We start from the raw sequence: 23,359 nt of genomic DNA, 5'->3' as shown, positions 1-23,359 counted from the left end.
CGGGACGGGCGCCAGCGGGCCCGCCACACCCCCCGGCCGGTTACTTGCGCATGACCTCGGGCTCGTGGCGGCGCAGCAGCCGCGCGACAGCGAAGCCGCAGGCGACGCCGATCGCGATCAGCAGGAACATGTCGAAGCCCCACTGGCCGACGCTGTGGTCCCACAGCGGGTCCAGGTCGTTGGGCTTCTTCGGGTCCCAGGGCGCCATGACGTGCGAGAGGTCCAGCGTCGCGCCGGAGGCGCCGATCGCCCAGCGGGAGGGCATCAGGTACGCGAACTGCTCGACGCCGGGCGACCCGTGGATCTTGAACAGCACGCCCGTGAAGACGATCTGCACGATGGCGAACATGACCAGCAGCGGCATCGTCTTCTCTGCGGTCTTCACCAGCGAGGAGATGACGAGACCGAACATCATCGAGGCGAAGCCGAGCGCGATGATCACCAGGCACAGCTCGGCGGCGGGCGGGAAGATCAGTCCTTCCTTTGGCAGCTCACGGGTGGAGAAGCCGATGCCGCAGATGATGACGCCCTGGAGCGCGGTGATGACACCGAGGACGATGACCTTGGACATCAGGTACGCCGAGCGGGACAGGCCGACGGCCCGTTCCCTCTCGTAGATCACCCGTTCCTTGATCAGTTCTCGTACGGAGTTGGCCGCGCCGGAGAAGCACATGCCGACCGCGAGGATCAGCATGATCGTGCCCGCGTCCTGGTTCGTCTTGCCCTTGGGGCCGGCGACCAGGCCGTACTCGGCGGGGATGACCACACTGACCGCACCGAGCACGGCGGGCAGGATCACCATCAGGCCCATGAAGCCCCGGTCGGAGGCGATCACCGTGGTGTAGCGCCGGATCAGCGTCCAGAGCTGGGAGCCCCAGGTCTGCGGCTTCTGCATCCGGGCCGGTGGCGGCTGCACGCGTACGGACTGCGGGGCGACGGCGTCGATGTCCGCCGCGTACATATGGTAGTGCTGCGAGCCGCGCCAGCGGCCCGCCCAGTCGTAGTCGCGGTAGTTCTCGAAGGCCGAGAAGACATCGGCCCACGTCTCGTAGCCGAAGAAGTTGAGCGCCTCCTCCGGCGGGCCGAAGTAGGCGACGGAGCCGCCGGGCGCCATGACCAGGAGCTTGTCGCACAGCGCCAGCTCGGCCACCGAGTGCGTGACGACCAGCACCGTACGGCCGTCGTCGGCGAGGCCGCGCAGCAGCTGCATCACATCGCGGTCCATGCCCGGGTCGAGACCGGAGGTCGGCTCGTCCAGGAAGATCAGCGACGGCTTCGTCAGCAGCTCAAGCGCGACCGACACGCGCTTGCGCTGGCCGCCGGAGAGCGAGGTGACGCGCTTGTCGGCGTGGATGTCGAGCTTCAGCTCGCGCAGCACCTCGCCGATCCGGGCCTCGCGCTCGGCCTCCGCGGTGTCACCGGGGAAGCGGAGCTTGGCCGCGTAGCGGAGCGCCTTCTTGACGGTCAGCTCCTTGTGCAGGATGTCGTCCTGCGGAACGAGACCGATGCGCTGCCGCAGCTCGGCGAACTGCTTGTAGAGGTTCCGGTTGTCGTAGAGGACGTCGCCCTGGTTCGCGGGGCGGTAGCCGGTGAGCGCGCGCAGCAGGGTGGACTTTCCGGAGCCGGACGGGCCGATGACCGCGACCAGCGACTTCTCCGGGACGCCGAAGGTGACGTCCTTGAGGATGGTCTTGTTCTCGGCGACCGTGACCGTCAGATGGCGGGCCGAGAACGACACCTCGCCGGTGTCGACGAACTCCTCAAGCCGGTCCCCGACCAGCCGGAAGGTGGAGTGGCCGACGCCGACGATGTCGTTCGGGCCGATGATCTGCTGGCGGACCGGCTGACCGTTGACGTACGTGCCGTTGTGGCTGCCGAGGTCGACGATCTCGAACCGGCCGTCGGGCGTGGCCCGGAACTCGGCGTGGTTCCTGGAGACCTGGAGGTCGGAGACGACCAGCTCGTTCTCCAGCGCACGGCCGATCCGCATCACCCGGCCGGCGGCGATCTGGTGGAACGTGGTCGGGCTGCGGTGGTCCCCACCGGGCTGCTGCGGGACGCCGCCGCCCGCGTGCGGCGTCTTCTGCGCCGGGAAGTCATGCGGTCCCTGCGGCGGGGCGCCCTGCGGGGCCTGCTGCTGGTGCGCGTACGGCTGCTGGAACTGCGCGGGCTGCTGTACGTGCGGCGCCTGCTGCTGCCAGCCGGGCTGCTGCTGCGGCGGGGCCTGCTGCGGCTGCTGGTCCCAGCCGGGGCCGGGCTGCTGCGGCTGCTGAGCGGGGGGCGCGTGGTGCGGCGCGGCCGCCGCGTTCTGCCCGCCGTAGGCGTCGGCGCCGACGGCGCCCGCCGCCACGGGTGCGCCGCTGAGGCTCAGCCGCGGCCCATCGGACCCGTTGCCGAGATGGACGGTGGAGCCAGGGCCGATCTCCATCTGCTGGATGCGCTGACCTTGCACATAGGTGCCGTTGGTGCTGCCGTGATCCTCGATGATCCAACTGCGCCCGCCCCACCGCACCGTGGCGTGCCGCCACGAGACCCGGGCGTCCTCAAGGACCATGTCCCCCTGCGGATCACGTCCGAGGCTGTACGCCCTGGACGGATCAAGCGTCCAGGTCTGTCCATTCAATTCCAGTACGACTTCCGGCACTCCATGCCCCAATTACTTGTCCCCCGAGTAATCCCCTGCACAGGGAGTCTAGGGATGGCGAACATCGTGAGGAACTATTTCAGGCTCAGTCCCTGAACGGAAAGTCGGGCCTGACACGGCCCTGTAACGGGTGGCGTTGACTCCGGCGAAAGGCGCCCGGAGAGTAGTAAGCGCCCACGGATGCGTACGGATCACATGTATCCGGGCACCGGTGGGGATCGAGGTGCGTCATGGCCAGGAGTGAAAGCAAGGGCGGGCGTTGGCTGGATGCCGTTCTGGCGTCCGTCGCCGCTGTGGGCTGGTCGTTCCTCGCCATGTCCGGGGTCGCCGCGCTCGGCCTGCATCTGGTGGGCGCCGACGACGCGGGGGCGCTCGGGCCCATGACAGCCGCCGCCGTGGTGGTGGCGGTCGGCGGGTCCGTGACCCCCTCCGGCGACGTCGAGGCGTTCGGGCTGACGGGCTCGACCGCCGAAACCAGCGTCGATATCACGCCACTGGGAGTGAGCCTGGTCGGCGCTGTGCTGCTCGGCTGGCTGTTCGCCCGTTCACTGCGCGGCGCCGGAGCCGTGATCGGAAAGGGAGAACTCGCGGCGCGGGCCGGGGTGGTGACCGCGCTTTTCGTCGCGCTGCTCGGCGGTCTCGCCTGGGCGGGCAACGATACGGTCACGATCGATGGTGCCGCGCTCGGCCTCGACGATATTGACGGCATCGGCGGAGATGACGACGGCAAAGGCGGCGGAATCACCGACAAACTCCCTGACGAGCTCGGCGACATAGCGGATATCGGTGATATCGGCGGCGGACTGCCGGACCGAATCGCCGACCTCGCGGGCGCCGAGGCCGCCGTGGGCTACTCCGTCGACGTGGGGAGCTCACTGCTCGGCGGAGCCGTGTGGGTGCTCACGGTGCTCCTGGTCTCGTTGCTCGTCTCGCGCCGCGCACCGCCGCCGTCCGGCTGGTCAGCCGCGCACCGGCTGGTGCGGCCCGCCGCCTCGGCGATGTACGCGGTGTGCCTGCTCGCGGTCGCCGCGGGGCTCGCCGCCGCGGCGTACGCGGCGCTCTGCGACGACCACCCCCGGCTGGTCATGGGGGCGGCCCTGCTCGGCGCCCCGAACGGGGCGTGGCTCGGCCTCCCCATCGGGCTGTTCGTGTCCTGGCGCGGCACGGCCGACGGCGCGCTCCTCGCCGTCCTCCCCGACCCTGTCGACAAACTGCTCGCCGCCGACCCGGACGAGCCGATCACCGTGAGCCGCCTCGCCGAACTCGACAGCCGGGTCTGGCTGCTGGCCGTCGCCTGCGCGCTGATGATGCTGACCGCGGGGGCGCTGACCGCCGTCCGCACGCCGCGCGACGGCCGCGCAGTGCCCGGCTTCGCGGGGCACTGCGCGCTGCGTCTCGGCATCGTCACGGCGCTCACCCTGCCGCTGCTGGTCTGGCTGACGGAGGTGACGGCGGACGCGAGCCTGTCGGTCCTCGGCATCGACGCCTTCGGCGCGGCCCTTGAGCTGCGCGGCAGCATGGTCTCGGCACTGCTGCTCGGCGCCGCGTGGGGGCTGGGCTCCGGCGCCGTCGGAGCCCTGCTGGCCTGCGCGACGGGTGCGGCGGGGCGGGGCGTGGCGCCTCTGGCCTTGGCGGGACGCCGCCCCGGCGGAGCGCATAACTCCGGGGACGGCCCTGGCGACGGGCAGAAAGCTGGTGGCGGTCACGTGGCTGGCGGCGCGGGCCGTGACGGTTCGCGTACGTATCCGGACCTGGCCTATAGCCCCGGCCCCTACACCCCCTCGCCCCTCTCCCAGACCCCGCCAGGCGAGCGCAACCCGTACAAGCGGCCGCATGAGCAGCCGTACGAGCAGCGCGGCGTCCCGTACGGAGAGCGGCCCGACGACGGGCCGCAGAACCAGCCGGGCGGCCCTCCCGGTGGGCGGCCCGGCGACCCGCCCCGGCGCCGGCCGCACGAGGGAGCCGCTGAGGGCGGCCCTCCCCCGCGCTCCAGCCGGGACGCCGCTGACGCGCCGACGCAGGCAGGCACCCCGCTGGGCCCCACGCCCCGCCGCGCGCCCCGCTCACCGGGCAGCTGGCCGGAGCCACCGCCTCCGCCACCGCCGGGCACCCCGAGGGGCCCACGCGCGCCGCTCTGAGACACCGCCGCCGCGGCTCTCGCCGGTGCTCCGCAGGACACCGCTGCCGTCTCCGGCGCAGGCGAGCGCCTCTCCAGGCCTCACACCCGGGTCCCCGCGCGGAATCCGAGGTGAGGCGCTGAGCCGCTGCCGCAGCCGCTGCCGCAGCACGTCCCGTGCACATTCCGTACAGCGCGAAGCAACACGGGGCAGTACGGGACGGAACGGACATACGACACATGGGACCGGCACATAGCGGCGGTGGCCGGCGACGACGTCTGGCGACAGTGGCTGCGGGCTGCGTGCCCGCGCGAAGGCGCGGCGACCGTAAGAGGTAGGGCTGGCATGCGCACGTCGGACCACGGGTGCGGGTCGGCGCCCCGTAATCCCAGCGGACCGTCGCGCCCGGCCGTGCGCGACCAGGTGGCGTAGTCGTTCTACGCCGTACAGGTCGACGGGAGGTCCCGGGTGAAACGGCGGGTCAAGCGCCGGTGACGGCGCGGGTACCACCAGCCGTACGGCTGTCCGCGCTCCGGACAGCCACGCGACGAATGGCGCGGGACCGATAACGTGGAATCACCATGAGCGCATCGCACATCCCTCCTGCCACAGCCGTGCCCGGTGACGACGTCCCCACACTGCTCGTCAAGATCTTCGGCAAGGACCGCCCCGGCATCACCGCCGGGCTCTTCGACACCCTCGCAGCCTTCGATGTCGATGTCGTCGACATCGAGCAGGTCGTCACCCGCGGCCGGATAGTCCTCTGCGCGTTGGTGACCGCACCGGCGGGCAACGGCGCCACGGAGGGCGAACTGCGCTCCACGGTGCACAGCTGGGCCGACTCCCTGCGGCTACAGGCCGAGATCATCTCCGGTATCGGTGACAACCGGCCGCGCGGCACCGGCCGCTCGCATGTCACGGTCCTGGGTCATCCGCTGACCGCCGAGTCGACCGCCGCCATCGCCGCCCGCATCACGGGTACTGGCGGCAACATCGACCGCATCTTCCGGCTGGCCAAGTACCCGGTCACAGCGGTGGAGTTCGCGGTATCCGGCACCGAGACCGAGCCCCTGCGCACCGCCCTGGCGCTGGAGGCCGCCGCACTCGGCGTCGATGTCGCCGTCGTCGCCTCCGGGCTGCAACGCCGCGCGCAGCGCCTGGTGGTGATGGACGTGGACTCCACGCTGATCCAGGACGAGGTGATCGAGCTTTTCGCGGCGCACGCGGGCTGTGAGGCGGAGGTCGCCGAGGTGACGGCGCGGGCGATGCGCGGTGAGCTGGACTTCGAGCAGTCGCTGCACGCGCGGGTAGCGCTGCTCGCGGGCCTCGACGAGTCCGTGGTGGACAAGGTCCGGGCGGAGGTCAGGCTCACTCCCGGCGCCCGCACGCTCATCCGCACCCTGAAGCATCTGGGCTACCAAGTGGGCGTGGTATCAGGGGGTTTCACCCAGGTCACCGACGACCTCAAGGACCGGCTCGGGCTGGACTTCGCCTCGGCCAACACCCTGGAAGTGGTGGACGGCAAACTCACGGGCCGGGTGGTGGGCGAGGTCGTGGACCGGGCGGGCAAGGCACGGCTGCTGCGGAGCTTCGCGGCGCAGGCCGGAGTGCCGCTCGTGCAGACCGTCGCGATCGGCGACGGCGCCAATGACCTCGACATGCTCAACGCCGCCGGACTCGGCGTGGCCTTCAACGCGAAGCCCGTCGTACGGGAGGCCGCGCACACCGCCGTGAACGTGCCCTTCCTCGACACCGTGCTGTATCTGCTGGGCATCACCCGCGAAGAAGTCGAGGCGGCCGACACCCACGCGCACGACGACGACGCGTAGGACCCGGCACGGGCATACGCCGGGGACACGTCGGTCATCCCTGCCCCGCTGCTCCTGACCGGCCGCGCACATCTCGCATACGTGGATGGGCGCCGGTGCGGTGCGGGCCCGTACGCGCGGGCGCGGGCGCGGGGACCGGTGTGCGACCGCCTCAGGACGGCAGCGGCCCCGCCTCACCCGGATGTGCGGGCGAAGCGGGGCCTGGGCCGAAGGCGGATCGGGTTCCGGACTGGGGCTGGGATGGTCCTGGCGCGGGCTTGTGGTCAGCGCCAGGGCGGCGGGTCAGCGGCACGGCCGGGGAGCGGGGGACGGCGCATGGCCAGGGCGTACGGCCGACGTCATGTGCTTGATCGCATCACTGTGCGGTACGAGCCGTACGCCCCTGGCGGGTGCTGAGCCGTGCTGAACCGTTCTCGATCTGCTGAGCCTGCTGAACCCTGCTGAGCTGTGCTTACTCGTGCGGCGACCAGTAGTCCGTGAGCCGTCCGACGCCGTGCTCGACCGACTTCCAGGAGCCCTGGAAGGTCAGCACGGCGACCGAGGCCGTGGGGAATCCGCCGCGGGTCAGCCTGGCGAGTGTGTCCCCCTCGGCGTCGCCGGCGAGGGCGTCGGCCAGGGCGTGGATGCCGGGGTTGTGGCCCACGAGCAGCAGGTCGTTCACCTCGTCGGGGGTCTCGTTGAGCAGCGCGATCAGCTCGCCCAGGGATGCCTCGTAGATCCGGTCCTCGTAGACCGTCTTGGGGCGGTGCGGCAGCTCATGGACCGCGAGCTTCCACGTTTCGCGCGTCCGGGCGGAGCTGGAGCAGAGGGTGAGTTCCGGGGCGATGCCGGCGGAGGCGAGCCAGCGTCCGGCTGCCGGAGAGTCCCTGCGGCCGCGTTCCGCGAGCGGCCGGTCGTGGTCAGCGACGTCGGGCCAGTCAGCCTTGGCATGTCGGAGTAGGACGATCCTGCGGGACACATCGACGCTCATGTGTCCCAGCTTCGCATGAAACGGGCCGCGAGGCGCGGGGTGTTGAGACGCTCCTCCGGCACGGGTGACGGCGCGGCTGACGGCCCCGGTGCGGGCCGGGGTCATGGCGGCCACCAGTGGGAACGCTGGTCACAGCCGCCCCGCGAAGGCCCGCACAGCGCCTTCGGCGACGGCGGGCGGAGCAGAGAACGGCGGGGAAGAGCGGGGAGAAGCGGGGAAGGGCGCAGAGGAGCTCAGCAGAGGGGCTCACGGGCGGCGGACGTCAGGCCAGCAGGTGCCCAACGGTGTCCCTGATGACGTCGACGAGGTGCGCGACGGGGCCGGTGCCGCTGTCGGCGGCATGGGCGTCGGAGGGACCGACGAGCAGCAGGAGCAGCGCCGCGAACGCCACAGCGGGCAGGGCGATCGCCCACCACGGCAGCTGCACCTCCACGGCGTCGGCCGCCGTGCTCCGCGCACCCCCGCCGACGGCGGCTCCCGCGCGGTCGGACCGTCCAGCGTGCTGGTACGCAGGGGCTGACATGGGGATCGCCTCCGGGGAACGAGGGGTGAGCGGCCACCTGCCACGGCCGCGCCCACCGCGGCGTCGCGGTGTACCTCGAACGTACGGAAGAACGGGCACCGGCCCCATCCGGTGATCCACCCAGTTGCCCCTGAACCTGGCCCCCTAGGGGGTGGTGGTGCTAGCCCCACCATCCGCAGGATGAGCTGGTCCCCTCATGGGTCACCGAGGCGGACGCACGGCCCTGTGCACGGGCCTGCGCGGCCTGATCGGCGTCCCGGCGGGGACGCGCGCGGACCGGTGGGGCCGGTCAGGACGGGGCGGGTCAGGGGGAGGCGATCGTCGCGATCACGCCGATGACGATGGTGATGCCGAGCATCACGCCGAGGATGGTCAGCAGCTTCTTCTGACCGTTCTGGGGATTCGGGTCCAGGACTGGCATGTGCCAAGTGTCCCATTGCCGCCGCGCGGTCCGCGCCGGGGTCAGATCTCGTCCTCGACGGTACGGTCGCGCCCGGCCATGACCCCCGCGACGACCTGCGGCACCAGCAGGGCGGCCATCAGCGCGATCGGCAGGTCCCACCCTCCTGTGTGCTGGTAGAGGGCGCCGACCAGCAGCGGTCCGGGGATGGAGATGAGGTAGCCGGTGCTCTGCGCGAAGGCGGACAGCCGGACCACGCCCGAGTTGGTCTTCGCCCGCATGCCGATCATGGTCAGGGCGAGCGGGAAGGCGCAGTTGGAGACGCCGAGCAGCAGCGCCCAGACCCAGGCGCCGTCGGCGGGCGCCAGCCACAGTCCCGTGTAGCCGGTGAGCCCGAAGCAGCCCAGCGCTATCGCGAGCACGCCCTGGTGCCGCATCCGGGCGGCGAGGCGCGGCAGCACGAAGGAGAGGGGCACCCCCAGCACCATGGTGACGGCGAGCAGCACTCCGGCGGTGGAGGCCGACACCCCGGCGTCCCGGAAGATCTGCGGCAGCCAGCCCATCGTGATGTACGCGCCGGTGGCCTGGAGCCCGAAGAACACGGCCAGCGCCCAGGCGGTGGGGCTGCGCGTGATGCGGGTGGCGCGCGCAGCGCCCGGGGCAGTGGCCGAGGGCCCTGCGGCGGTCGGCTCGGAGTCACGCGTACGGTCCGCTCCGGCAGCCGGTTCGGAGTCGCGCGTACGGTCCGCTCCAGCGGCGGTGACCGCTGTGGCGCCTTGTCCCGTTTCGTGTTTGCGGTGCCGCACGACGGCGAGCCAGGGAAGCACGGCGACGGCCGCGAGCCCCGCCCAGATGACCAGGCCGACGCGCCAACTCCCGCCCAGCGCGTGGGTCATCGGGACGGTGACGGCCGCCGAGCCCGCTGTGCCGAGGGACATGGCCATGGAGTAGACGCCGGTCATCGACCCGACGCGGTCGGGGAACCAGCGCTTGACGATCACCGGCATCAGGATGTTGCTGACCGCGATGCCGGCCAGCGCCAGCGCGCTCGCGATGAGGAACCCCACGGTTCCGCCGACGAACGGCCGGATCAGGACGCCCGCGGCGATGGCGGTCATTCCCGCGCAGACGACGGCGGCCGGGCCCCACCGGCGGGCCAGCCGGGGCGCGGTAAGGCCGAAGACCGCGAAGCACAGGGCGGGCATCGAGGTCAGCATTCCGGCGACCGTGCCGCTCATGCCGAGCCCGTCACGCACCTCTTCGAGCAGTGCGCCGAGGCTGGTGATGGCGGGCCTGAGGTTGAGCGCGGTGAGGAGCAGCCCGGCGATGAGGACGCGCCGCTGCCACCGGGCGCCGCCGTCACCGCTGCCGCTCCGGGGCACCGCCGCCGGCTCCGCCGCCCCGTTGGGCAGCGCCGCGCCGCCCCGGCCGTGCTCCGCCGGTACGGGTGTGGACATGCCCGGCCCCGGTACGCGGGCCGAGGAGGTCTGTCCCGGTTCCGCTTTGGTGAGGCACCGCGCCCCGGCCGCTCCGGCGGACCGGCCGGGCGAGGCCGGGTCATCGATTGTCAGCTCGTCGTCCGCCATCCGGCCATCATAGAATCATGGGATGAATAGCTGTCCAGTGCGATTCGGTGGATGCGGGACACCTCACTCCGCGAAGCGCGGGCGAGCGACCTGCCCCGGCCCGGCGCGATCCGTTCGGTGCTGTTCCCCATCCGCCGGCGGCAGGACGGCATCATGGGACCCTTCCCAGCCCCTCGGCCGCCACCATCCAGGAGAGTCATGCCGCTGACCTCGCCCCGGCGCTCCGCGCTCGCCGACCAGGTGATCGCCCAGCTGCGTGCCCAGATCACGTCCGGTGAGTGGGCCGTGGGGTCCCGTATCCCGACCGAGTCCGCACTGGTCGAACAGCTCGGAGTGGCCCGTAACACCGTCCGCGAGGCGGTCCGCGCACTGGCGCACAACGGCCTGCTGGACATCAGGCAGGGCTCGGGGACCTACGTCATCGCGACCAGCGAACTGACCGGGGTGATGAACCGCCGGTTCGCGGGGGCCGACCCCCGGCATGTCGCTGAGCTGCGCAGCGCGCTGGAGGCCGAGGCGGCCAAGCTGGCCGCGCGACGCCGCACGGAGCACGATCTGGCGCAGCTCGACACGCTGCTGGAGCGGCGCGAGCGGGCCTGGCGCTCGGGGAAGGCCGAAAGCTTCGTGGAGGCGGACGCGACCTTGCACATGGCGGTCGTGGCCGCGTCGCACAACGAGGTGCTGGCCCAGCTCTACGCGGACCTGGGCGGGGTGCTGCGCGACTTCCTCCGGGCGGATGTCGGCGAGTGCCTACGGCCAGAGGCCTACGTGGACCACGCACGGCTGGTGACGGCGATCCGCGACCAGGACGCGGTACGGGCCGCCGCTGAGGCGTCCAGGCACCCCTTCGGCTGCCGGTTCAGCGACGACGGGGACGGGGACGCCTGACCGCGGGCGACGGAACCAAGCCGGGCGGTCTGGCCGGGCGGTCCGGCGGGGCGGACTCGGCCCGCAGGGCTGAGTCGCGTCACTCGTGCGTCACCCACACGCTCTGGATCTCCTTCCAGCAGCGGTCGGTGAGGGACACGACCTGGGCGGGGCCGACCTCCACGGAACGGCCGTCCACGTCCGGGTCCCACCAGCGTCGGCATTCGATGTGCAGCTGGACGCGGTCCGCGTCAGCGTCCGGGTTGTAACAGGTAGCGGTGCCTGTACTGCCGTCGACCGAGGTGCGGCACTCCGCTTCGGTCGGTGCGGCACCAGCGGACGAGGTCACGAGTCCGGTCAGACCGGCCGCGGCGATTGCCAGGGCGGCCATCCGGCGACGGGGTGCGCGCACGCCGGTACCTCCTCCCCACGCTGCCAGGAGTCTCCCGGCTCCTTCAGTGTGGCGGCGACGCCCCGGCTTCACGACTTGAGACGCGCGATGCCCGCCCCACCTCGGCAAACGCCGGGTGGAACGGGCATCGCCCGCGCACGTACGATCCGTACGCCCAGGCCGATCCGTACGGCCGGTTCACTCCGTACGCCGGCGACGAGCGCCGGGTCAGGCGCCCATCATGTGCACGCCGCCGTCGACGTGGACGACCTCGCCGGTGGTCTTCGGGAAGAAGTCGGACAGCAGGCCGACGACGCCGCGGCCGGCGGGCTCCGGGTCGGTCAGGTCCCAGCCGATCGGCGCGCGGTGGTTCCACACGTCGGCCAGCTCCTCGAAGCCCGGGATGGACTTCGCGGCCATCGACTTGATGGGGCCGGCCGAGACCATGTTGCAGCGGATGTTCTTGGCGCCCAGGTCGCGGGCCAGGTAGCGGCCCGTGGACTCCAGGGCGGCCTTGGCGACGCCCATCCAGTCGTACTTCGGCCAGGCGATCGACCCGTCGAAGGTGATGCCGACGACCGAGCCGCCGCGCTGCTCCATGAGCGGGAGGCAGGCCATCGTCAGCGACTTCAGCGAGTACGCCGAGACGTGCAGCGCCGTCGAGACGTCTTCCCAGTCCGCCTCAAGGAAGTTGAAGGCGCCCTGCGGGCCGAAGGCGATCGAGTGCACGACGCCGTCGAGGCCGGTGTCGTCGCTGGAGTGCTCACGGATCTTGTCGGCCAGCCCGTCCAGCTGCTCCTGGTTCTGCACGTCCAGCTCGATGACCGGAGCGGGCTTCGGCAGCCGCTTGGCGATCCGCTGCACCAGCGTGACGCGCCCGAAGCCGGTGAGGATGACCTCGGCGCCCTCTTCCTGGGCGACCTTGGCGGCCTGGAAGGCGATCGACTGCTCCGTGAGGACGCCGGTGACCAGAATGCGCTTGCCTGCGAGGATTCCACTCATATCGTTCAGTGACCCATGCCCAATCCGCCGTCGACGGGAATGACGGCTCCAGTGATGTACGCGGCCTCGTCGGAGGCCAGGAAGCGGACCGAGGCGGCGATTTCCTCAGCCTGGGCGTAGCGGCCCAGCGGCACCTGCTTCACGATGCCCTCCCGCTGCTCGTCACTGAGCTCACGGGTCATGTCGGTGTCGACGAAGCCGGGGGCGACGACGTTCACGGTGATGTTGCGGGAGCCCAGCTCGCGGGCGAGCGAGCGGCCGAAGCCGATCAGACCGGCCTTGGACGCGGCGTAGTTCGCCTGGCCCGCGGAGCCGAGCAGGCCCACCACGGACGAGATCAGGATGACGCGGCCCTTGCGGGCGCGCAGCATGGCGCGGTTGGCGCGCTTGACGACCCGGAACGTGCCGGTGAGGTTGGTGTCCAGCACGGAGCTGAAGTCCTCTTCCGACATGCGCATGAGGAGCTGGTCACGGGTCACACCGGCGTTGGCGATGAGCACCTCGACCGGGCCCTGCTTCTCCTCGATCTCCTTGTACGCCTGCTCGACCTGCTCCGGCTCCGTGATGTCGCACTTCACAGCCAGGAAGCCGGCCGGTGGCTCGCCGGAGCGGTAGGTGATGGCGACCTTGTCGCCCGCTTCGGCGAACGCGCGGGCGATGGCGAGGCCGATGCCCCGGTTTCCTCCGGTGACGAGAACCGAGCGGCTCAAGGGTTCACCCTTTCGATTAGTGGTGTGGATACTCCGAAAACTATCGGTAGGGGGCTCGCCACGGGGAAGCCGCCTCCGACAGGGGCGTACGGCGCCCGCTGTCAGATCCCTACAGAAGCCCGCCGGATCACCAGGGAAGGCGCGACCGGGCGCGGCCCCACCGCGAGACCGATGCCCCCGCCGCCGGAGCGGCAGGTCAGCGATCCTCGGGGTAAGGGCGCAGGTCGGTGGTCGCGAGGGTCCACTCGCCGATCGTCACGTCGTCACCGAAGGCGTAGTCACTGCGCGTGCGGTACCGAGGGCCGTCACCCCCGGGGCCTCGGCCGGGCGAGGACAGTGCCGCCATGGTGCCCTTGCGCGGGTCGACGAGGAGGTAGAAGGGGATGCCCATGGCCGGGTAGTCGTGCATCTTCTCGACGTAGTCGGTGGCGTGATTCGACGGGGAGACGATCTCAGCGACCAGCACGATGTCGCGCGGATGAAACGGCGCCATGGTGTTCTCGGCGAACACCGCGTCGGGTACCACGATCAGGTCAGGGCGACGGAGCTTGCCGAGCGAGGCGTCCTCGACCTCGCCGCCGGTGTGCGCGACGAGATCAGGGGGCAGTTCGCGGTCGAGCTGCTGGCGCAGGCGCAGGGCGATGAACTCGTGCGGGCGCGAGCGAGACATCATCATGACGATCTCGTCCCCGTTGATCTCATATCCACGAAAGGGGTCCGGGGCATGCTGGGACAGTTCCTCAGCGATCTCTCGCATACGGGCGTACTCCACGACTGACGCTCCTTTGCCGCTCCAACTTGCTCGGTGTCCGGCCACTGGCTCCATCAGCGCTCGTCACGGGCTCTGGTCATCCCCCTCCCGGCGGCTTCGGCGCGAGTAGCCGACGCCGCCGGAGTAATCGTTGCGTACAGCACCGGGCTGCGTGATTCACTGCCGTCACCTATCGAGTCAACGAGAAGGTGAGGCGCCCGTGGCGCACGAGATTGACGAGACCTTCCTCGCGTTTCCGCTCCGCGCGCTCGCCGACGCCGCCCTCGCGCGCGCCCGCGCGCTCGGTGCCGACCACGCGGACTTCCGCTTCGAGCGGGTACGCAGCGCCTCCTTGCGGCTGCGGGACGCGAAGCCCGCGGGGTCATCGGACACCACCGAACTGGGGTACGCGGTGCGGGTGGTGCACGGCGGAGCGTGGGGGTTCGCCTCGGGGGTGGACCTCAGCATGGACGCGGCGGCGCGGGTGGCCGGGCAGGCGGTGGCGATGGCCAAGCTGTCCGCGAAGGTGGCCGAGTCCTCGGGGTCCGACGAGGTGGTGGAGCTGGCGGACGAACCGGTGCACGCGGACAAGACGTGGACCTCCTCCTATGAGATCGACCCGTTCACCGTGCCCGACGCGGACAAGACCGCGCTGCTCGCCGAGTGGAGCGGGCGGCTGCTGGCGGCTGACGGTGTCGCGCACGCGGACGCCTCGGTGCTGACCGTGCATGAGAACAAGTTCTACGCGGACACGGCGGGCACCGTGACCACGCAGCAGCGGGTACGGCTGCACCCGCAGCTGACGGCGGTGGCCGTGGACCCGGTGACGGGCGAGTTCGACTCGATGCGGACGATCGCGCCGCCGGTCGGCCGGGGCTGGGAGTACCTGACGGGCACCGGCTGGGACTGGGACGCGGAGCTGGCGCGGATTCCGGGGCTGCTCGCGGAGAAGATGCGGGCGCCGTCCGTCGAGGCCGGGACGTACGACCTGGTGGTGGACCCGTCGAATCTGTGGCTGACGATCCACGAGTCGATCGGGCACGCCACGGAGCTGGACCGGGCGCTGGGCTACGAGGCGGCGTACGCGGGCACCTCCTTCGCCACCTTCGACAAGCTCGGCTCCCTCGCGTACGGGTCCGGGATCATGAACGTGACCGGGGACAGGACCGCCGAGCACGGCCTCGCGACGATCGGTTACGACGACGAGGGGGTGGCCGCGCAGTCCTGGGACCTGGTCAAGGAAGGCACACTGGCGGGCTACCAGCTGGACCGCCGCATCGCGAAGCTGACGGGCTTCGACCGCTCCAACGGCTGTGCGTACGCCGACTCACCCGGGCATGTGCCCGTGCAGCGGATGGCGAACGTCTCGCTTCAGCCCGCACCGGAGGGGCCGTCGACCGAGGAGCTGATCGGGGAGGTCGAGCGCGGCATCTACGTCGTCGGTGACCGGTCCTGGTCGATCGACATGCAGCGGTACAACTTCCAGTTCACCGGGCAGCGGTTCTTCAAGATCGAGAACGGCAGGCTGGCCGGTCAGCTGCGGGACGTCGCGTACCAGGCGACCACCACCGACTTCTGGGGCTCGATGTCGGCGATCGGCGGACCGCAGACGTACGTCCTCGGCGGCGCGTTCAACTGCGGCAAGGCACAGCCCGGCCAGGTCGCCGCCGTCTCGCACGGCTGCCCGTCCGCGCTCTTCCGGGGCATCAGCATTCTCAACACCACGCAGGAGGCCGGGCGATGAGTGCCGCTACGCGCAACCACCGCAAGAGCGCCAGCAAGCCGCACGAGATCGTCGAGCGCGCCCTTGAGCTGTCCCGGGCGGACGGCTGCGTCGTCATCGCCGACGAGCAGTCCAGCGCCAATCTGCGCTGGGCGGGCAACGCGCTGACGACCAACGGCGTCACCCGCGGCAGGACCCTGACCGTGATCGCGACGGTGGACGGCGCCGAGGGCACCGCGTCCGGTGTCGTGTCCCGGTCCGCCGTCACCGCGGACGAGCTGGAGCCGCTGGTACGGGCCGCCGAGGCAGCCGCCAGGGGAGCGGGCCCGGCCGAGGACGCGCGACCGCTGGTCAGCGGGGTTCCGGCCGCCGCTGACTTCACCGAAGCCCCCGCCGAGACAGCCTCCGAGGTCTTCTCGGCGTTCGCCCCCGCGCTCGGCGAGTCCTTCGCGCGCGCCCGCGCGGGTGGACGCGAGCTGTACGGCTACGCCTTCCACGAGGTGGTCTCCAGTTACCTCGGCACCTCCACCGGGCTGCGGCTGCGCCACGACCAGCCGACCGGCACGCTGGAGCTGAACGCGAAGGCCCCCGGGGCCGGGGCGGGCACGCCGCGGTCCGCCTGGGCGGGGCGCGCCACCCGCGACTTCACCGACGTCGACCCGCTGGCGCTGGACGAGGAGCTGGCGCGGCGCCTGGACTGGGCCAAGCACCGCAGGGAGCTGCCCGCCGGCCGGTACGAGACCCTGCTGCCACCGACCGCTGTGGCCGATCTCCTGATCTACCAGCTGTGGTCGTCCTCCGGACGGGACGCCGCCGAGGGCCGCACCGTCTTCAGCAAGCCGGGCGGGACCACCCGGCTGGGAGACACGCTGTCCGAGCTGCCGCTGACGCTGCGCAGCGACCCGGGTGAGCCAGGGCTTGAGGCCGCGCCGTTCGTGCTGGCGCACAGCTCGGAGGGCGACGCTTCGGTCTTCGACAACGGGCTGCCGCTGGCCGCCACCGACTGGATCAAGAACGGTGAGCTGGCCCGGCTGCTGACCACGCGGCACAGCGCCGACGTGACCGGCCTGCCCGTGGCGCCCGCCGTCGACAACCTGATCCTCGACGCGGGCGGCACCCGGTCACTGGAGGAGATGGTCGCTGACGCCGGGCACGGCGGGCCCGCTCTGCTGCTGACCAGCCTCTGGTACATCCGTGAGGTCGATCCGGCCTCGCTGCTGCTCACCGGGCTGACGCGGGACGGCGTCTACCTGGTGGAGCGGGGCGAGGTCGTGGGCGAGGTGAACAACTTCCGGTTCAACGAGTCGCCGGTCGGCCTGCTCTCCCGGGTGACCGAGGCGGGCCGTACCGAGCGGACGCTGCCGCGCGAGTGGGGCGACTACTTCAGCCGGGCGGCGATGCCCGCGCTGCGGGTGCCCGACTTCAACATGAGCTCGGTCAGCCAGGGCGTATAACCTCGTACGCAGATCCACGCCAGCCGAAGAGGGCTGGCCGGCCCCCCAAGGAGATACGAGAACCGTGACGGACATCGTCGACGACCTGAAGTGGCGCGGGCTGTTCGCCCTGTCCACTGACGAGGACGCTTTGCGCAAGGCCCTCGCGGACGGTCCCGTCACGTTTTATTGCGGTTTCGACCCGACGGCCGCCTCACTGCACGTCGGGCACCTGGTCCAGGTGCTCACCGTGCGGCGGCTCCAGCAGGCGGGGCACCGGCCGCTGGCGCTGGTGGGCGGGGCCACGGGTCAGATCGGTGACCCGCGGCCCACCGCCGAGCGCACGTTGAACGACCCGGAGACGATCGCCGAGTGGGTGGCGCGGCTGCGCGCCCAGATCGAGCCGTTCCTGGCGTTCGAAGGCGAGAACGCGGCCACGATGGTGAACAACCTGGACTGGACCGCGGGCCTGTCGGCGATCGAGTTCCTGCGGGACATCGGCAAGCACTTCCGGGTCAACAAGATGCTCGCCAAGGAGTCGGTCGCCCGCCGGCTGGAGTCCGAGCAGGGCATCAGCTACACCGAGTTCAGCTACCAACTGCTCCAGGGCATGGACTTCCTGGAGCTGTACCGGCGCTACGGCTGCGTGCTCCAGCAGGGTGGCAGCGACCAGTGGGGCAACCTCACGGCCGGGATCGACCTGATCCACCGCCTGGAGCCGGACGCGGTGGTGCACGCGCTGGCGACGCCGCTGATGACCAAGGCGGACGGCACGAAGTTCGGCAAGAGCGAGAGCGGCGCCATCTGGCTCGACCCCGAGATGACCACGCCGTACGCCTTCTACCAGTTCTGGCTGAACGTGGACGACCGGGACATCACCCGGTACGCGCGCATCCTCTCCTTCAAGAGCCGCGAGGAGCTGGGGGAGCTGGAACAGCTCACCGAGGAGCGGCCGCAGGCCCGTACCGCCCAGCGCGCGCTGGCGGAGGAGCTGACCACTCTGGTGCACGGCGCGGACCAGAGCGCCGCGGTCATCGCCGCGTCCAGGGCGCTCTTCGGGCAGGGCGAGCTGGCGGAGCTGGACGAGGCGACGCTGAGCGCCGCGCTGTCCGAGCTGCCGCACGCGCGCGTGCCCGCGCTGGACCAGGTGGTGAACCTGTTCGCCGAGGTCGGCCTGGTGGCGAGCAAGTCGGCCGCCCGCCGCACGGTGAAGGAGGGCGGGGCCTACGTGAACAACGTCAAGGTCACCGTTGAGGACGCCGTACCGGCCGCTTCCGACCTGCTCCACGGCCGCTGGCTGGTGCTGCGCCGGGGCAAGAAGAACCTGGCCGCGATCGAGGTCGCGCGGGGCTGAGCGAGCGGCCGTGCCACGGCCGGCGGCGCGTGCGCTGGGCGCATGTGCCGCCGGCCGTGTCCGGCGGAGTCAGGCGTGTCTCTTTCCTCGCATGGTCGCCCAGAGCGGCGTTCCCAGGGCGACGACGACCACGGCTCCGGCCAGTTGCAGCACATGCCGAATCCAGTCGATGCCCTTGGTGTCCTCCACTCCGACCCAGGTCGCCACGGCGTTGCCAAGGAGGCTGCCGAGGATGCCGAAGATGGCCGTCAGCCACAGCGGGATGTCCTGCTTGCCGGGGAGAATGGCCCTGGCCAGCACGCCAAGCACCAGACCCACGATGATTGCCCACAACCAGCTCATGTCGCCTCCTCATGCGGCGCGGTGTGCGCAGACTTCACCAGTTTCGGACCAGACCGGCTACGCCGCACGCCGGGGCGGTCTGTACGTAGCACGACGTGGTGCGGACAAGCCCATCAAGCACGCCCCGGTCTCGTACCGGCATCAGCCCCGGCGTACCGTTGACGGTGTCCGGACCCGGGTATATTCGGTGCGTCAGGCAGGTGGTGGAGCGAGATGCGGAAGCAGAGCGGCCCCGAGGTTTTCCGGATTACCGGAGCCCGGCAGGGGCTGGTGGACGACGTGCGCGCCAGGCAGCGCCGCTATGTGATCTCCATGTCGGTGCGCACGGTATCCGTCGTGCTGGCCGCCGTTTTGTGGAACGTTGAGCGCCATGTGGCCTTTGTCGCCCTGGTGCTGGGCATCCTGCTGCCGTATTTCTCGGTGGTGATCGCCAACGCGGGCCGTGAGAACGTGCCTTCGCTTCCCTCGACCTTCGTGCCCGCCCCCAGTCGGCCGGTGCTGATGGCCCATCCCAGCGTCGTTCCACCGGAATCCGCACCGAAGGACGCCGCGCCTACCGCGGGCGAGCCCTGGCGGCACCAGGGCTGACCTGGGGCGGTTGCGGTACCTCAAGAAAACCTCAGATCAATCGTGTGGTTCCGCTGCACCCCGATGGGTCCCCCGTGACATACTTCGTAGGCGCTCCGCATCCCCCGTCGGAGCGATGGACCGACGCCGGGCGGCTCCCCCCGTGGCTGCCCGGCGTCGCCATGTCCGGACCGCGCCGCTCCGCCTCCCGCCCTGTCTGCCGCTCCGCCTCCCGCTCCGCGCAGGACGCCGGGCACCACACCGTGCGGGACACCGGACACTCCGCACCGGCCACGGGCCGGCTCGCGGGGGCGCGCGGCGCCCACCCCGTCCCAGCACTCGCGCGCTGCCACCGGCGTGCGCCAGCTCCCGCCCGGGCACCCGGCGGGCGAGCACGCGGCAGGCGCATGCGCGGCGTCACGTAGGGTCGGGCCTGTGAACTTGTTCGACACACCCGCCGACAGCGACGAAGCCATCTGCTCCGCCAAGGGCTGCCGTGCGGCTGCCGTCTGGGTGCTCGCCTGGAACAATCCGAAGCTGCACACCCCGGAGCGCCGCAAGACGTGGCTGGCGTGCGAGGAGCACCGCGAGCACCTGTCCGGCTTTCTCGACATGCGCGGCTTCCTGAAGGACGTCGTACCCCTGGCGGAGTGGTCAGCCACCGATCGCTGACATCGGCCGCTGCGGCTGGAGGAACGACGGGTCGTCGAGCCCCGACCCCGCCTTCTTCCCCCACATCGCCACCCGCCACAGCTCCGCGATGTCCGCGTCCGGCACCCCGGACCGCAGGGCGGCCCGCAGGTCGGACTCCTCACGGGCGAACAGACAGGTGCGGACCTGGCCGTCGGCGGTGAGCCGGGTGCGGTCGCAGGCCCCGCAGAACGGGCGGGTGACCGAGGCGATGACGCCGACGCGGGCGGGACCGCCGTCCACCAGCCAGCGTTCGGCGGGCGCCGAGCCGCGCTCGTCGTCGCCCTCGGCCGTCAGCGCGAAGCGGGTGCGGAGGCCGGCCAGGATGTCGCCTGCGGTGATCATGCCGTCGCGCTTCCAGCCGTGCTGGGCGTCGAGCGGCATCTGCTCGATGAAGCGCAGCTCGTAGTCGTTCTCCACGGCCCAGGCGAGCAGGTCGGGAGCCTCGTCGTCGTTGAGTCCCGGCATGAGTACCGCGTTGACCTTGACCGGGACGAGACCTGCGGCGCGGGCGGCCTCCAGGCCGTCCAGGACGTCCTGGTGCCGCTTGCGCCGGGTCATGGTCTGGAAGACGTCGGGGCGCAGCGTGTCGAGGGAGACGTTGACCCGGTCGAGCCCGGCGTCGCGCAGCGCGGTGGCGGTGCGGCCGAGTCCGATGCCGTTGGTGGTCAGGGACATCTGGGGGCGCGGCGTCAGCTCGGCGCACCGCTGCACGATGGAGACGAGGCCGGGGCGGAGCAGGGGCTCGCCGCCGGTGAAGCGGACCTCGGTGATGCCGAGGTCACGGACGGCTATGGAGATCAGCCGGACGATCTCGTCGTCGGTGAGCAGGTCGGGCTTGGCCAGCCACTGGAGGCCCTCTTCGGGCATGCAGTACGTGCAGCGCAAATTGCAGCGGTCGGTGAGGGAGACTCGGAGATCGGTCGCGACCCGACCATAGGTATCGAGCAGCATGACGGCGAGCCCTCCCACGGATTTGCGGTGCGTACTGCGGTGCTGTGTTGCTGGTTGGTGCTGCGGTGCTTGTTGGTGCTGTGGTGTGCGTACTGCGGTGGTTGCTGGTCTCTGCGGCGCACCCCGTCCGGAGTGCTCCACGTCAAGTGTCCCGCAGCGTACGCGATACCCACGATCTTCAACAGATCGTTGAAGTAGTGGCTCCGTGCCTGTCCGTGGCGGCCGGAGGCGGAGACAGACCGGCCGGCCCGCCCCCACCGCGTGGGAACGGACCGGCCGGGAGCGGGCGGGTCAGTGCGCGCCGTAGCCGCTCAGCGACTTGACCTCCAGCTCGGCGTACTTCTCCTCGTTGACCGGCTCCTTCGACAGCAGGGAACCGAGCCAGCCCAGCAGGAAGCCCAGCGGGATGGAGATCAGCCCGGGGTTCTCCAGCGGGAACCAGTAGAAGTCCACGTCGGGGAACATCGACGTCGGCTTGCCGGAGACCACCGGCGAGAACAGCACCAGGAACACGGACGACGCGAGACCTCCGTAGATGGACCACAGCGCGCCCTGGGTGGTGAAGCGCTTCCAGAACAGGCTGTAGAGGATCGTCGGCAGATTGGCGGAGGCGGCGACCGCGAAGGCCAGCGCGACCAGGCCCGCGACGTTCAGATCGCGGGCGAAGACGCCGAGTATCACCGCCACGGTCCCGATGCCGACCGTCGCCCAGCGTGCCGCGGCGACCTCCTCCTTCTGCGTCGCCTCGCCCCTGCGGATGACGTTCGCGTACAGGTCGTGCGCGAAGGACGACGAGGAGGCGAGGGTGAGCCCGGCGACGACGGCGAGGATGGTCGCGAACGCCACGGCGGAGATCACCGCGAGCAGGATCGCGCCGCCGGTCGAGTCGGAGCCGCCGCCGATCTCCATGGCCAGCAGCGGTGCCGCTGTCGTGCCCGACTTGTTCGACGCGATGATGTCCGCGCGTTCCAGGAGCGCTGCGGCGCCGAAGCCCAGCGCGATGGTCATCAGGTAGAAGCCGCCGATGATGCCTATGGCCCAGTTCACCGACTTACGGGCGGCCTGCGCCGTGGGCACGGTGTAGAAGCGGATGAGGATGTGCGGCAGGCCCGCGGTGCCGAGCACCAGGGCGATGCCGAGCGAGATGAAGTCCAGCTTGGACGTCGATGTGAGCCCGTACTTCAACCCGGGCTCAAGGAAGGCGCTGCCATGGCCGCTGTTCGCCGCGGCCTCGCCCAGCAGCTTGGAGACGTTGAAGTCGAACTCAAGCAGCACCAGGAACGTGATCAGCAGGGTGCCCGCGATGAGGAGCACGGCCTTGACCATCTGCACCCAGGTAGTGCCCTTCATGCCGCCGATGGTCACGTATAGCATCATCATGATGCCGACGAGGACGACGATGAGGATCTTGCCTGCCTCGTTGGTGATGCCGAGCAGCAGCGAGACGAGCACACCGGCGCCCGCCATCTGGGCCAGCAGATAGAAGATCGACACGACGATGGTGGAGACCCCGGCCGCCGTACGGACCGGGCGCTGCCGCATCCGGTACGCGAGCACGTCGCCCATCGTGAACCGGCCTGAGTTGCGCAGCGGCTCGGCGACCAGCAGGAGCGCCACCAGCCAGGCGACGAGGAAGCCGATGGAGTACAGGAAGCCGTCGTATCCCGTGAGGGCGATGGCGCCCGCGATGCCGAGGAAGGACGCGGCGGACATGTAGTCGCCGGAGATGGCGAGGCCGTTCTGGAATCCGGTGAACTGGCGGCCGCCCGCGTAGAAGTCGGTCGCGTCCTTGGTCTGCCGCCCCGCCCACACCGTGATGCCGAGGGTCGCGACGAGGAAGACCGCGAACAGGGAGATGATCAGCGTGCGGTGCTCGCTGACGCCGCTGTCGGCCGCGAGCTGGTACGTCAGGCCGCTCATGCGTCGCCCTCCAGGCGAGACTTGATCACTTCGGCACGCGGGTCGAACTCGGTGGCGGAGTGGTGCGAGTACCACCAGGCGATGAGGAACGTGGTCACGAACTGCGCGAGGCCGAAGACGAAAGCGACGTTGATGTTGCCGACGACCTTGATGCCCATGAAGTCGCCCGCGTAGTTGGAGAGCAGCACGTACAGGAGGTACCAGCTGACGAACGCGACGGTGAGCGGGAAGGCGAACGAGCGGTGGGCGCGGCGCAGTTCGGCGAACTCCTCGCTCGACTGCACCTCCATGAAGTCGGGCCGGCTGTGCTGCTCCGGCTCGTTGGGCGGTGCGGAATCCACGGTCTCTCCTGATGGCGACTGGCAGCGGACGGGATGCGAGTGATCCGGATCACGCATCGTAGGCGCAGGTGGCGTCGCCGAACCAGGGGCTGGTGATTGAAAACCGGATGAGCACTCCCCGCTGGTGGTGCCTCCCCCGTCACCCGGATAGCCGTGGCGGGTTTTCTGCCGTTATCCATTGATGGCGGGCCATGATCGGCGCTAGCTTCACACCTCGTACGACCGGCTCGCGCGTATTCAGCGTG

21 protein-coding genes are annotated in these 23,359 nt (G+C 70.8%); 8 read left to right on the top strand and 13 right to left on the bottom strand.

The features are described from left to right. Window positions 1-40: 40 nt before the first annotated feature. Window positions 41-2,656 (bottom strand): ABC transporter ATP-binding protein/permease, encoded by a 2,616-nt coding sequence (locus AC5P1B_RS24675; protein WP_493889749.1) that lies wholly within the window; start codon window positions 2,654-2,656, stop codon window positions 41-43. A gap of 218 nt (window positions 2,657-2,874) precedes the next feature. Between AC5P1B_RS24675 and AC5P1B_RS24670 the strand changes: the two genes are divergently transcribed. Then, window positions 2,875-4,782, top strand: coding sequence for a streptophobe family protein (locus AC5P1B_RS24670; protein WP_493889748.1), 1,908 nt, complete (start codon window positions 2,875-2,877; stop codon window positions 4,780-4,782). Window positions 4,783-5,342: 560 nt separating this feature from the next. Continuing rightward, window positions 5,343-6,590: a phosphoserine phosphatase SerB gene (gene serB, locus AC5P1B_RS24665; protein ID WP_493889747.1), complete on the top strand. Its 1,248-nt coding sequence runs from the start codon at window positions 5,343-5,345 to the stop codon at window positions 6,588-6,590. A 451-nt stretch (window positions 6,591-7,041) separates the two neighbouring features. Here the strand turns inward: serB and AC5P1B_RS24660 are convergent, their stop codons facing one another. The 4 genes from AC5P1B_RS24660 to AC5P1B_RS24645 all read right to left on the bottom strand — a co-directional run bounded on the left by AC5P1B_RS24660 (window position 7,042) and on the right by AC5P1B_RS24645 (window position 9,940). Beyond that, window positions 7,042-7,560: a SixA phosphatase family protein gene (locus tag AC5P1B_RS24660; protein ID WP_493889745.1), complete on the bottom strand. Its 519-nt coding sequence runs from the start codon at window positions 7,558-7,560 to the stop codon at window positions 7,042-7,044. 262 nt (window positions 7,561-7,822) lie between these two features. Then, on the bottom strand, window positions 7,823-8,083 hold the full coding sequence (locus AC5P1B_RS24655; RefSeq protein WP_493889743.1) for a hypothetical protein: 261 nt from the start codon (window positions 8,081-8,083) through the stop codon (window positions 7,823-7,825). A gap of 304 nt (window positions 8,084-8,387) precedes the next feature. Further along, window positions 8,388-8,504 (bottom strand): SGM_5486 family transporter-associated protein, encoded by a 117-nt coding sequence (locus AC5P1B_RS24650; protein ID WP_281392684.1) that lies wholly within the window; start codon window positions 8,502-8,504, stop codon window positions 8,388-8,390. Between the two features lie 41 nt (window positions 8,505-8,545). Beyond that, window positions 8,546-9,940 carry a CynX/NimT family MFS transporter gene (locus tag AC5P1B_RS24645; RefSeq protein WP_493889778.1) on the bottom strand — a complete coding sequence of 465 codons (1,395 nt, stop codon included), beginning with the start codon at window positions 9,938-9,940 and terminating at the stop codon, window positions 8,546-8,548. A 327-nt stretch (window positions 9,941-10,267) separates the two neighbouring features. Between AC5P1B_RS24645 and AC5P1B_RS24640 the strand changes: the two genes are divergently transcribed. Next, window positions 10,268-10,957 (top strand): FadR/GntR family transcriptional regulator, encoded by a 690-nt coding sequence (locus AC5P1B_RS24640; RefSeq protein ID WP_493889741.1) that lies wholly within the window; start codon window positions 10,268-10,270, stop codon window positions 10,955-10,957. A gap of 79 nt (window positions 10,958-11,036) precedes the next feature. Here the strand turns inward: AC5P1B_RS24640 and AC5P1B_RS24635 are convergent, their stop codons facing one another. The 4 genes from AC5P1B_RS24635 to AC5P1B_RS24620 form a co-directional block, all read right to left on the bottom strand. After that, window positions 11,037-11,348, bottom strand: a complete 312-nt coding sequence (locus tag AC5P1B_RS24635) for a hypothetical protein (protein ID WP_493889739.1) — start codon at window positions 11,346-11,348, stop codon at window positions 11,037-11,039. A gap of 207 nt (window positions 11,349-11,555) precedes the next feature. Next, the gene (gene fabI, locus AC5P1B_RS24630; RefSeq protein WP_493889738.1) at window positions 11,556-12,329 is read right to left on the bottom strand and encodes an enoyl-ACP reductase FabI; all 774 of its coding nucleotides are present in this window, start codon (window positions 12,327-12,329) and stop codon (window positions 11,556-11,558) included. A 5-nt stretch (window positions 12,330-12,334) separates the two neighbouring features. Next, entirely contained in the window at window positions 12,335-13,039 is a 705-nt protein-coding gene (gene fabG / locus AC5P1B_RS24625) for a 3-oxoacyl-[acyl-carrier-protein] reductase (protein WP_493889737.1), read from the bottom strand. Window positions 13,040-13,235: 196 nt separating this feature from the next. Continuing rightward, complete coding sequence (locus AC5P1B_RS24620) at window positions 13,236-13,811, bottom strand: Uma2 family endonuclease (RefSeq protein ID WP_493889735.1); 576 nt, start codon at window positions 13,809-13,811, stop codon at window positions 13,236-13,238. Between the two features lie 199 nt (window positions 13,812-14,010). On the opposite strand from AC5P1B_RS24620, the gene AC5P1B_RS24615 reads away from it, so the two are divergent. The 3 genes from AC5P1B_RS24615 (at window position 14,011) to tyrS (ending at window position 18,300) form a co-directional block, all read left to right on the top strand. After that, on the top strand, window positions 14,011-15,534 hold the full coding sequence (locus tag AC5P1B_RS24615) for a TldD/PmbA family protein (protein ID WP_493889733.1): 1,524 nt from the start codon (window positions 14,011-14,013) through the stop codon (window positions 15,532-15,534). Continuing rightward, entirely contained in the window at window positions 15,531-16,967 is a 1,437-nt protein-coding gene (locus AC5P1B_RS24610; RefSeq protein WP_493889732.1) for a metallopeptidase TldD-related protein, read from the top strand. Before AC5P1B_RS24615 ends, AC5P1B_RS24610 begins: the two co-directional genes overlap by 4 nt. Window positions 16,968-17,031: 64 nt before the next feature. Then, complete coding sequence (gene tyrS / locus AC5P1B_RS24605; RefSeq protein ID WP_493889731.1) at window positions 17,032-18,300, top strand: tyrosine--tRNA ligase; 1,269 nt, start codon at window positions 17,032-17,034, stop codon at window positions 18,298-18,300. 69 nt (window positions 18,301-18,369) lie between these two features. Here the strand turns inward: tyrS and AC5P1B_RS24600 are convergent, their stop codons facing one another. Continuing rightward, the gene (locus tag AC5P1B_RS24600) at window positions 18,370-18,642 is read right to left on the bottom strand and encodes a GlsB/YeaQ/YmgE family stress response membrane protein (RefSeq protein ID WP_493889729.1); all 273 of its coding nucleotides are present in this window, start codon (window positions 18,640-18,642) and stop codon (window positions 18,370-18,372) included. Between the two features lie 213 nt (window positions 18,643-18,855). On the opposite strand from AC5P1B_RS24600, the gene AC5P1B_RS24595 reads away from it, so the two are divergent. Both AC5P1B_RS24595 and AC5P1B_RS24590 read left to right on the top strand, forming a co-directional pair. After that, window positions 18,856-19,230 (top strand): DUF3099 domain-containing protein, encoded by a 375-nt coding sequence (locus tag AC5P1B_RS24595; protein ID WP_493889727.1) that lies wholly within the window; start codon window positions 18,856-18,858, stop codon window positions 19,228-19,230. 414 nt (window positions 19,231-19,644) lie between these two features. Next, on the top strand, window positions 19,645-19,881 hold the full coding sequence (locus tag AC5P1B_RS24590; protein WP_493889725.1) for a hypothetical protein: 237 nt from the start codon (window positions 19,645-19,647) through the stop codon (window positions 19,879-19,881). On the opposite strand, the gene moaA is transcribed toward AC5P1B_RS24590, so the two are convergent. The 3 genes from moaA to AC5P1B_RS24575 all read right to left on the bottom strand — a co-directional run bounded on the left by moaA (window position 19,864) and on the right by AC5P1B_RS24575 (window position 23,063). After that, window positions 19,864-20,853: a GTP 3',8-cyclase MoaA gene (moaA, locus tag AC5P1B_RS24585; protein WP_493889723.1), complete on the bottom strand. Its 990-nt coding sequence runs from the start codon at window positions 20,851-20,853 to the stop codon at window positions 19,864-19,866. The genes AC5P1B_RS24590 and moaA overlap by 18 nt on opposite strands. Window positions 20,854-21,144: 291 nt before the next feature. Continuing rightward, window positions 21,145-22,773 (bottom strand): monocarboxylic acid transporter, encoded by a 1,629-nt coding sequence (locus AC5P1B_RS24580; protein WP_493889721.1) that lies wholly within the window; start codon window positions 22,771-22,773, stop codon window positions 21,145-21,147. Then, entirely contained in the window at window positions 22,770-23,063 is a 294-nt protein-coding gene (locus tag AC5P1B_RS24575; protein WP_493889777.1) for a DUF485 domain-containing protein, read from the bottom strand. Before AC5P1B_RS24575 ends, AC5P1B_RS24580 begins: the two co-directional genes overlap by 4 nt. Window positions 23,064-23,359 lie beyond the last annotated feature (296 nt).

It is taken from the genome of Streptomyces sp. A01, assembly GCF_059026195.1.
Note: the sequence above shows the minus strand (reverse complement) of the source record. Positions and strands in the feature narration are given on the sequence as shown.

Excerpts from the sequence above, each read along its gene's own strand:
- AC5P1B_RS24670 (WP_493889748.1), top strand. The coding sequence starts at position 2,875 with ATGGCCAGGAGTGAAAGCAAGGGCGGGCGTTGGCTGGATGCCGTTCTG.
- serB (WP_493889747.1), top strand. The coding sequence starts at position 5,343 with ATGAGCGCATCGCACATCCCTCCTGCCACAGCCGTGCCCGGTGACGAC.
- AC5P1B_RS24660 (WP_493889745.1), bottom strand. The coding sequence starts at position 7,560 with ATGAGCGTCGATGTGTCCCGCAGGATCGTCCTACTCCGACATGCCAAG.
- AC5P1B_RS24655 (WP_493889743.1), bottom strand. The coding sequence starts at position 8,083 with ATGTCAGCCCCTGCGTACCAGCACGCTGGACGGTCCGACCGCGCGGGA.
- AC5P1B_RS24650 (WP_281392684.1), bottom strand. The coding sequence starts at position 8,504 with ATGCCAGTCCTGGACCCGAATCCCCAGAACGGTCAGAAGAAGCTGCTG.
- AC5P1B_RS24645 (WP_493889778.1), bottom strand. The coding sequence starts at position 9,940 with ATGTCCACACCCGTACCGGCGGAGCACGGCCGGGGCGGCGCGGCGCTG.
- AC5P1B_RS24640 (WP_493889741.1), top strand. The coding sequence starts at position 10,268 with ATGCCGCTGACCTCGCCCCGGCGCTCCGCGCTCGCCGACCAGGTGATC.
- fabI (WP_493889738.1), bottom strand. The coding sequence starts at position 12,329 with ATGAGTGGAATCCTCGCAGGCAAGCGCATTCTGGTCACCGGCGTCCTC.
- AC5P1B_RS24610 (WP_493889732.1), top strand. The coding sequence starts at position 15,531 with ATGAGTGCCGCTACGCGCAACCACCGCAAGAGCGCCAGCAAGCCGCAC.
- AC5P1B_RS24600 (WP_493889729.1), bottom strand. The coding sequence starts at position 18,642 with ATGAGCTGGTTGTGGGCAATCATCGTGGGTCTGGTGCTTGGCGTGCTG.
- AC5P1B_RS24595 (WP_493889727.1), top strand. The coding sequence starts at position 18,856 with ATGCGGAAGCAGAGCGGCCCCGAGGTTTTCCGGATTACCGGAGCCCGG.
- moaA (WP_493889723.1), bottom strand. The coding sequence starts at position 20,853 with ATGCTGCTCGATACCTATGGTCGGGTCGCGACCGATCTCCGAGTCTCC.
- AC5P1B_RS24580 (WP_493889721.1), bottom strand. The coding sequence starts at position 22,773 with ATGAGCGGCCTGACGTACCAGCTCGCGGCCGACAGCGGCGTCAGCGAG.
- AC5P1B_RS24575 (WP_493889777.1), bottom strand. The coding sequence starts at position 23,063 with ATGGAGGTGCAGTCGAGCGAGGAGTTCGCCGAACTGCGCCGCGCCCAC.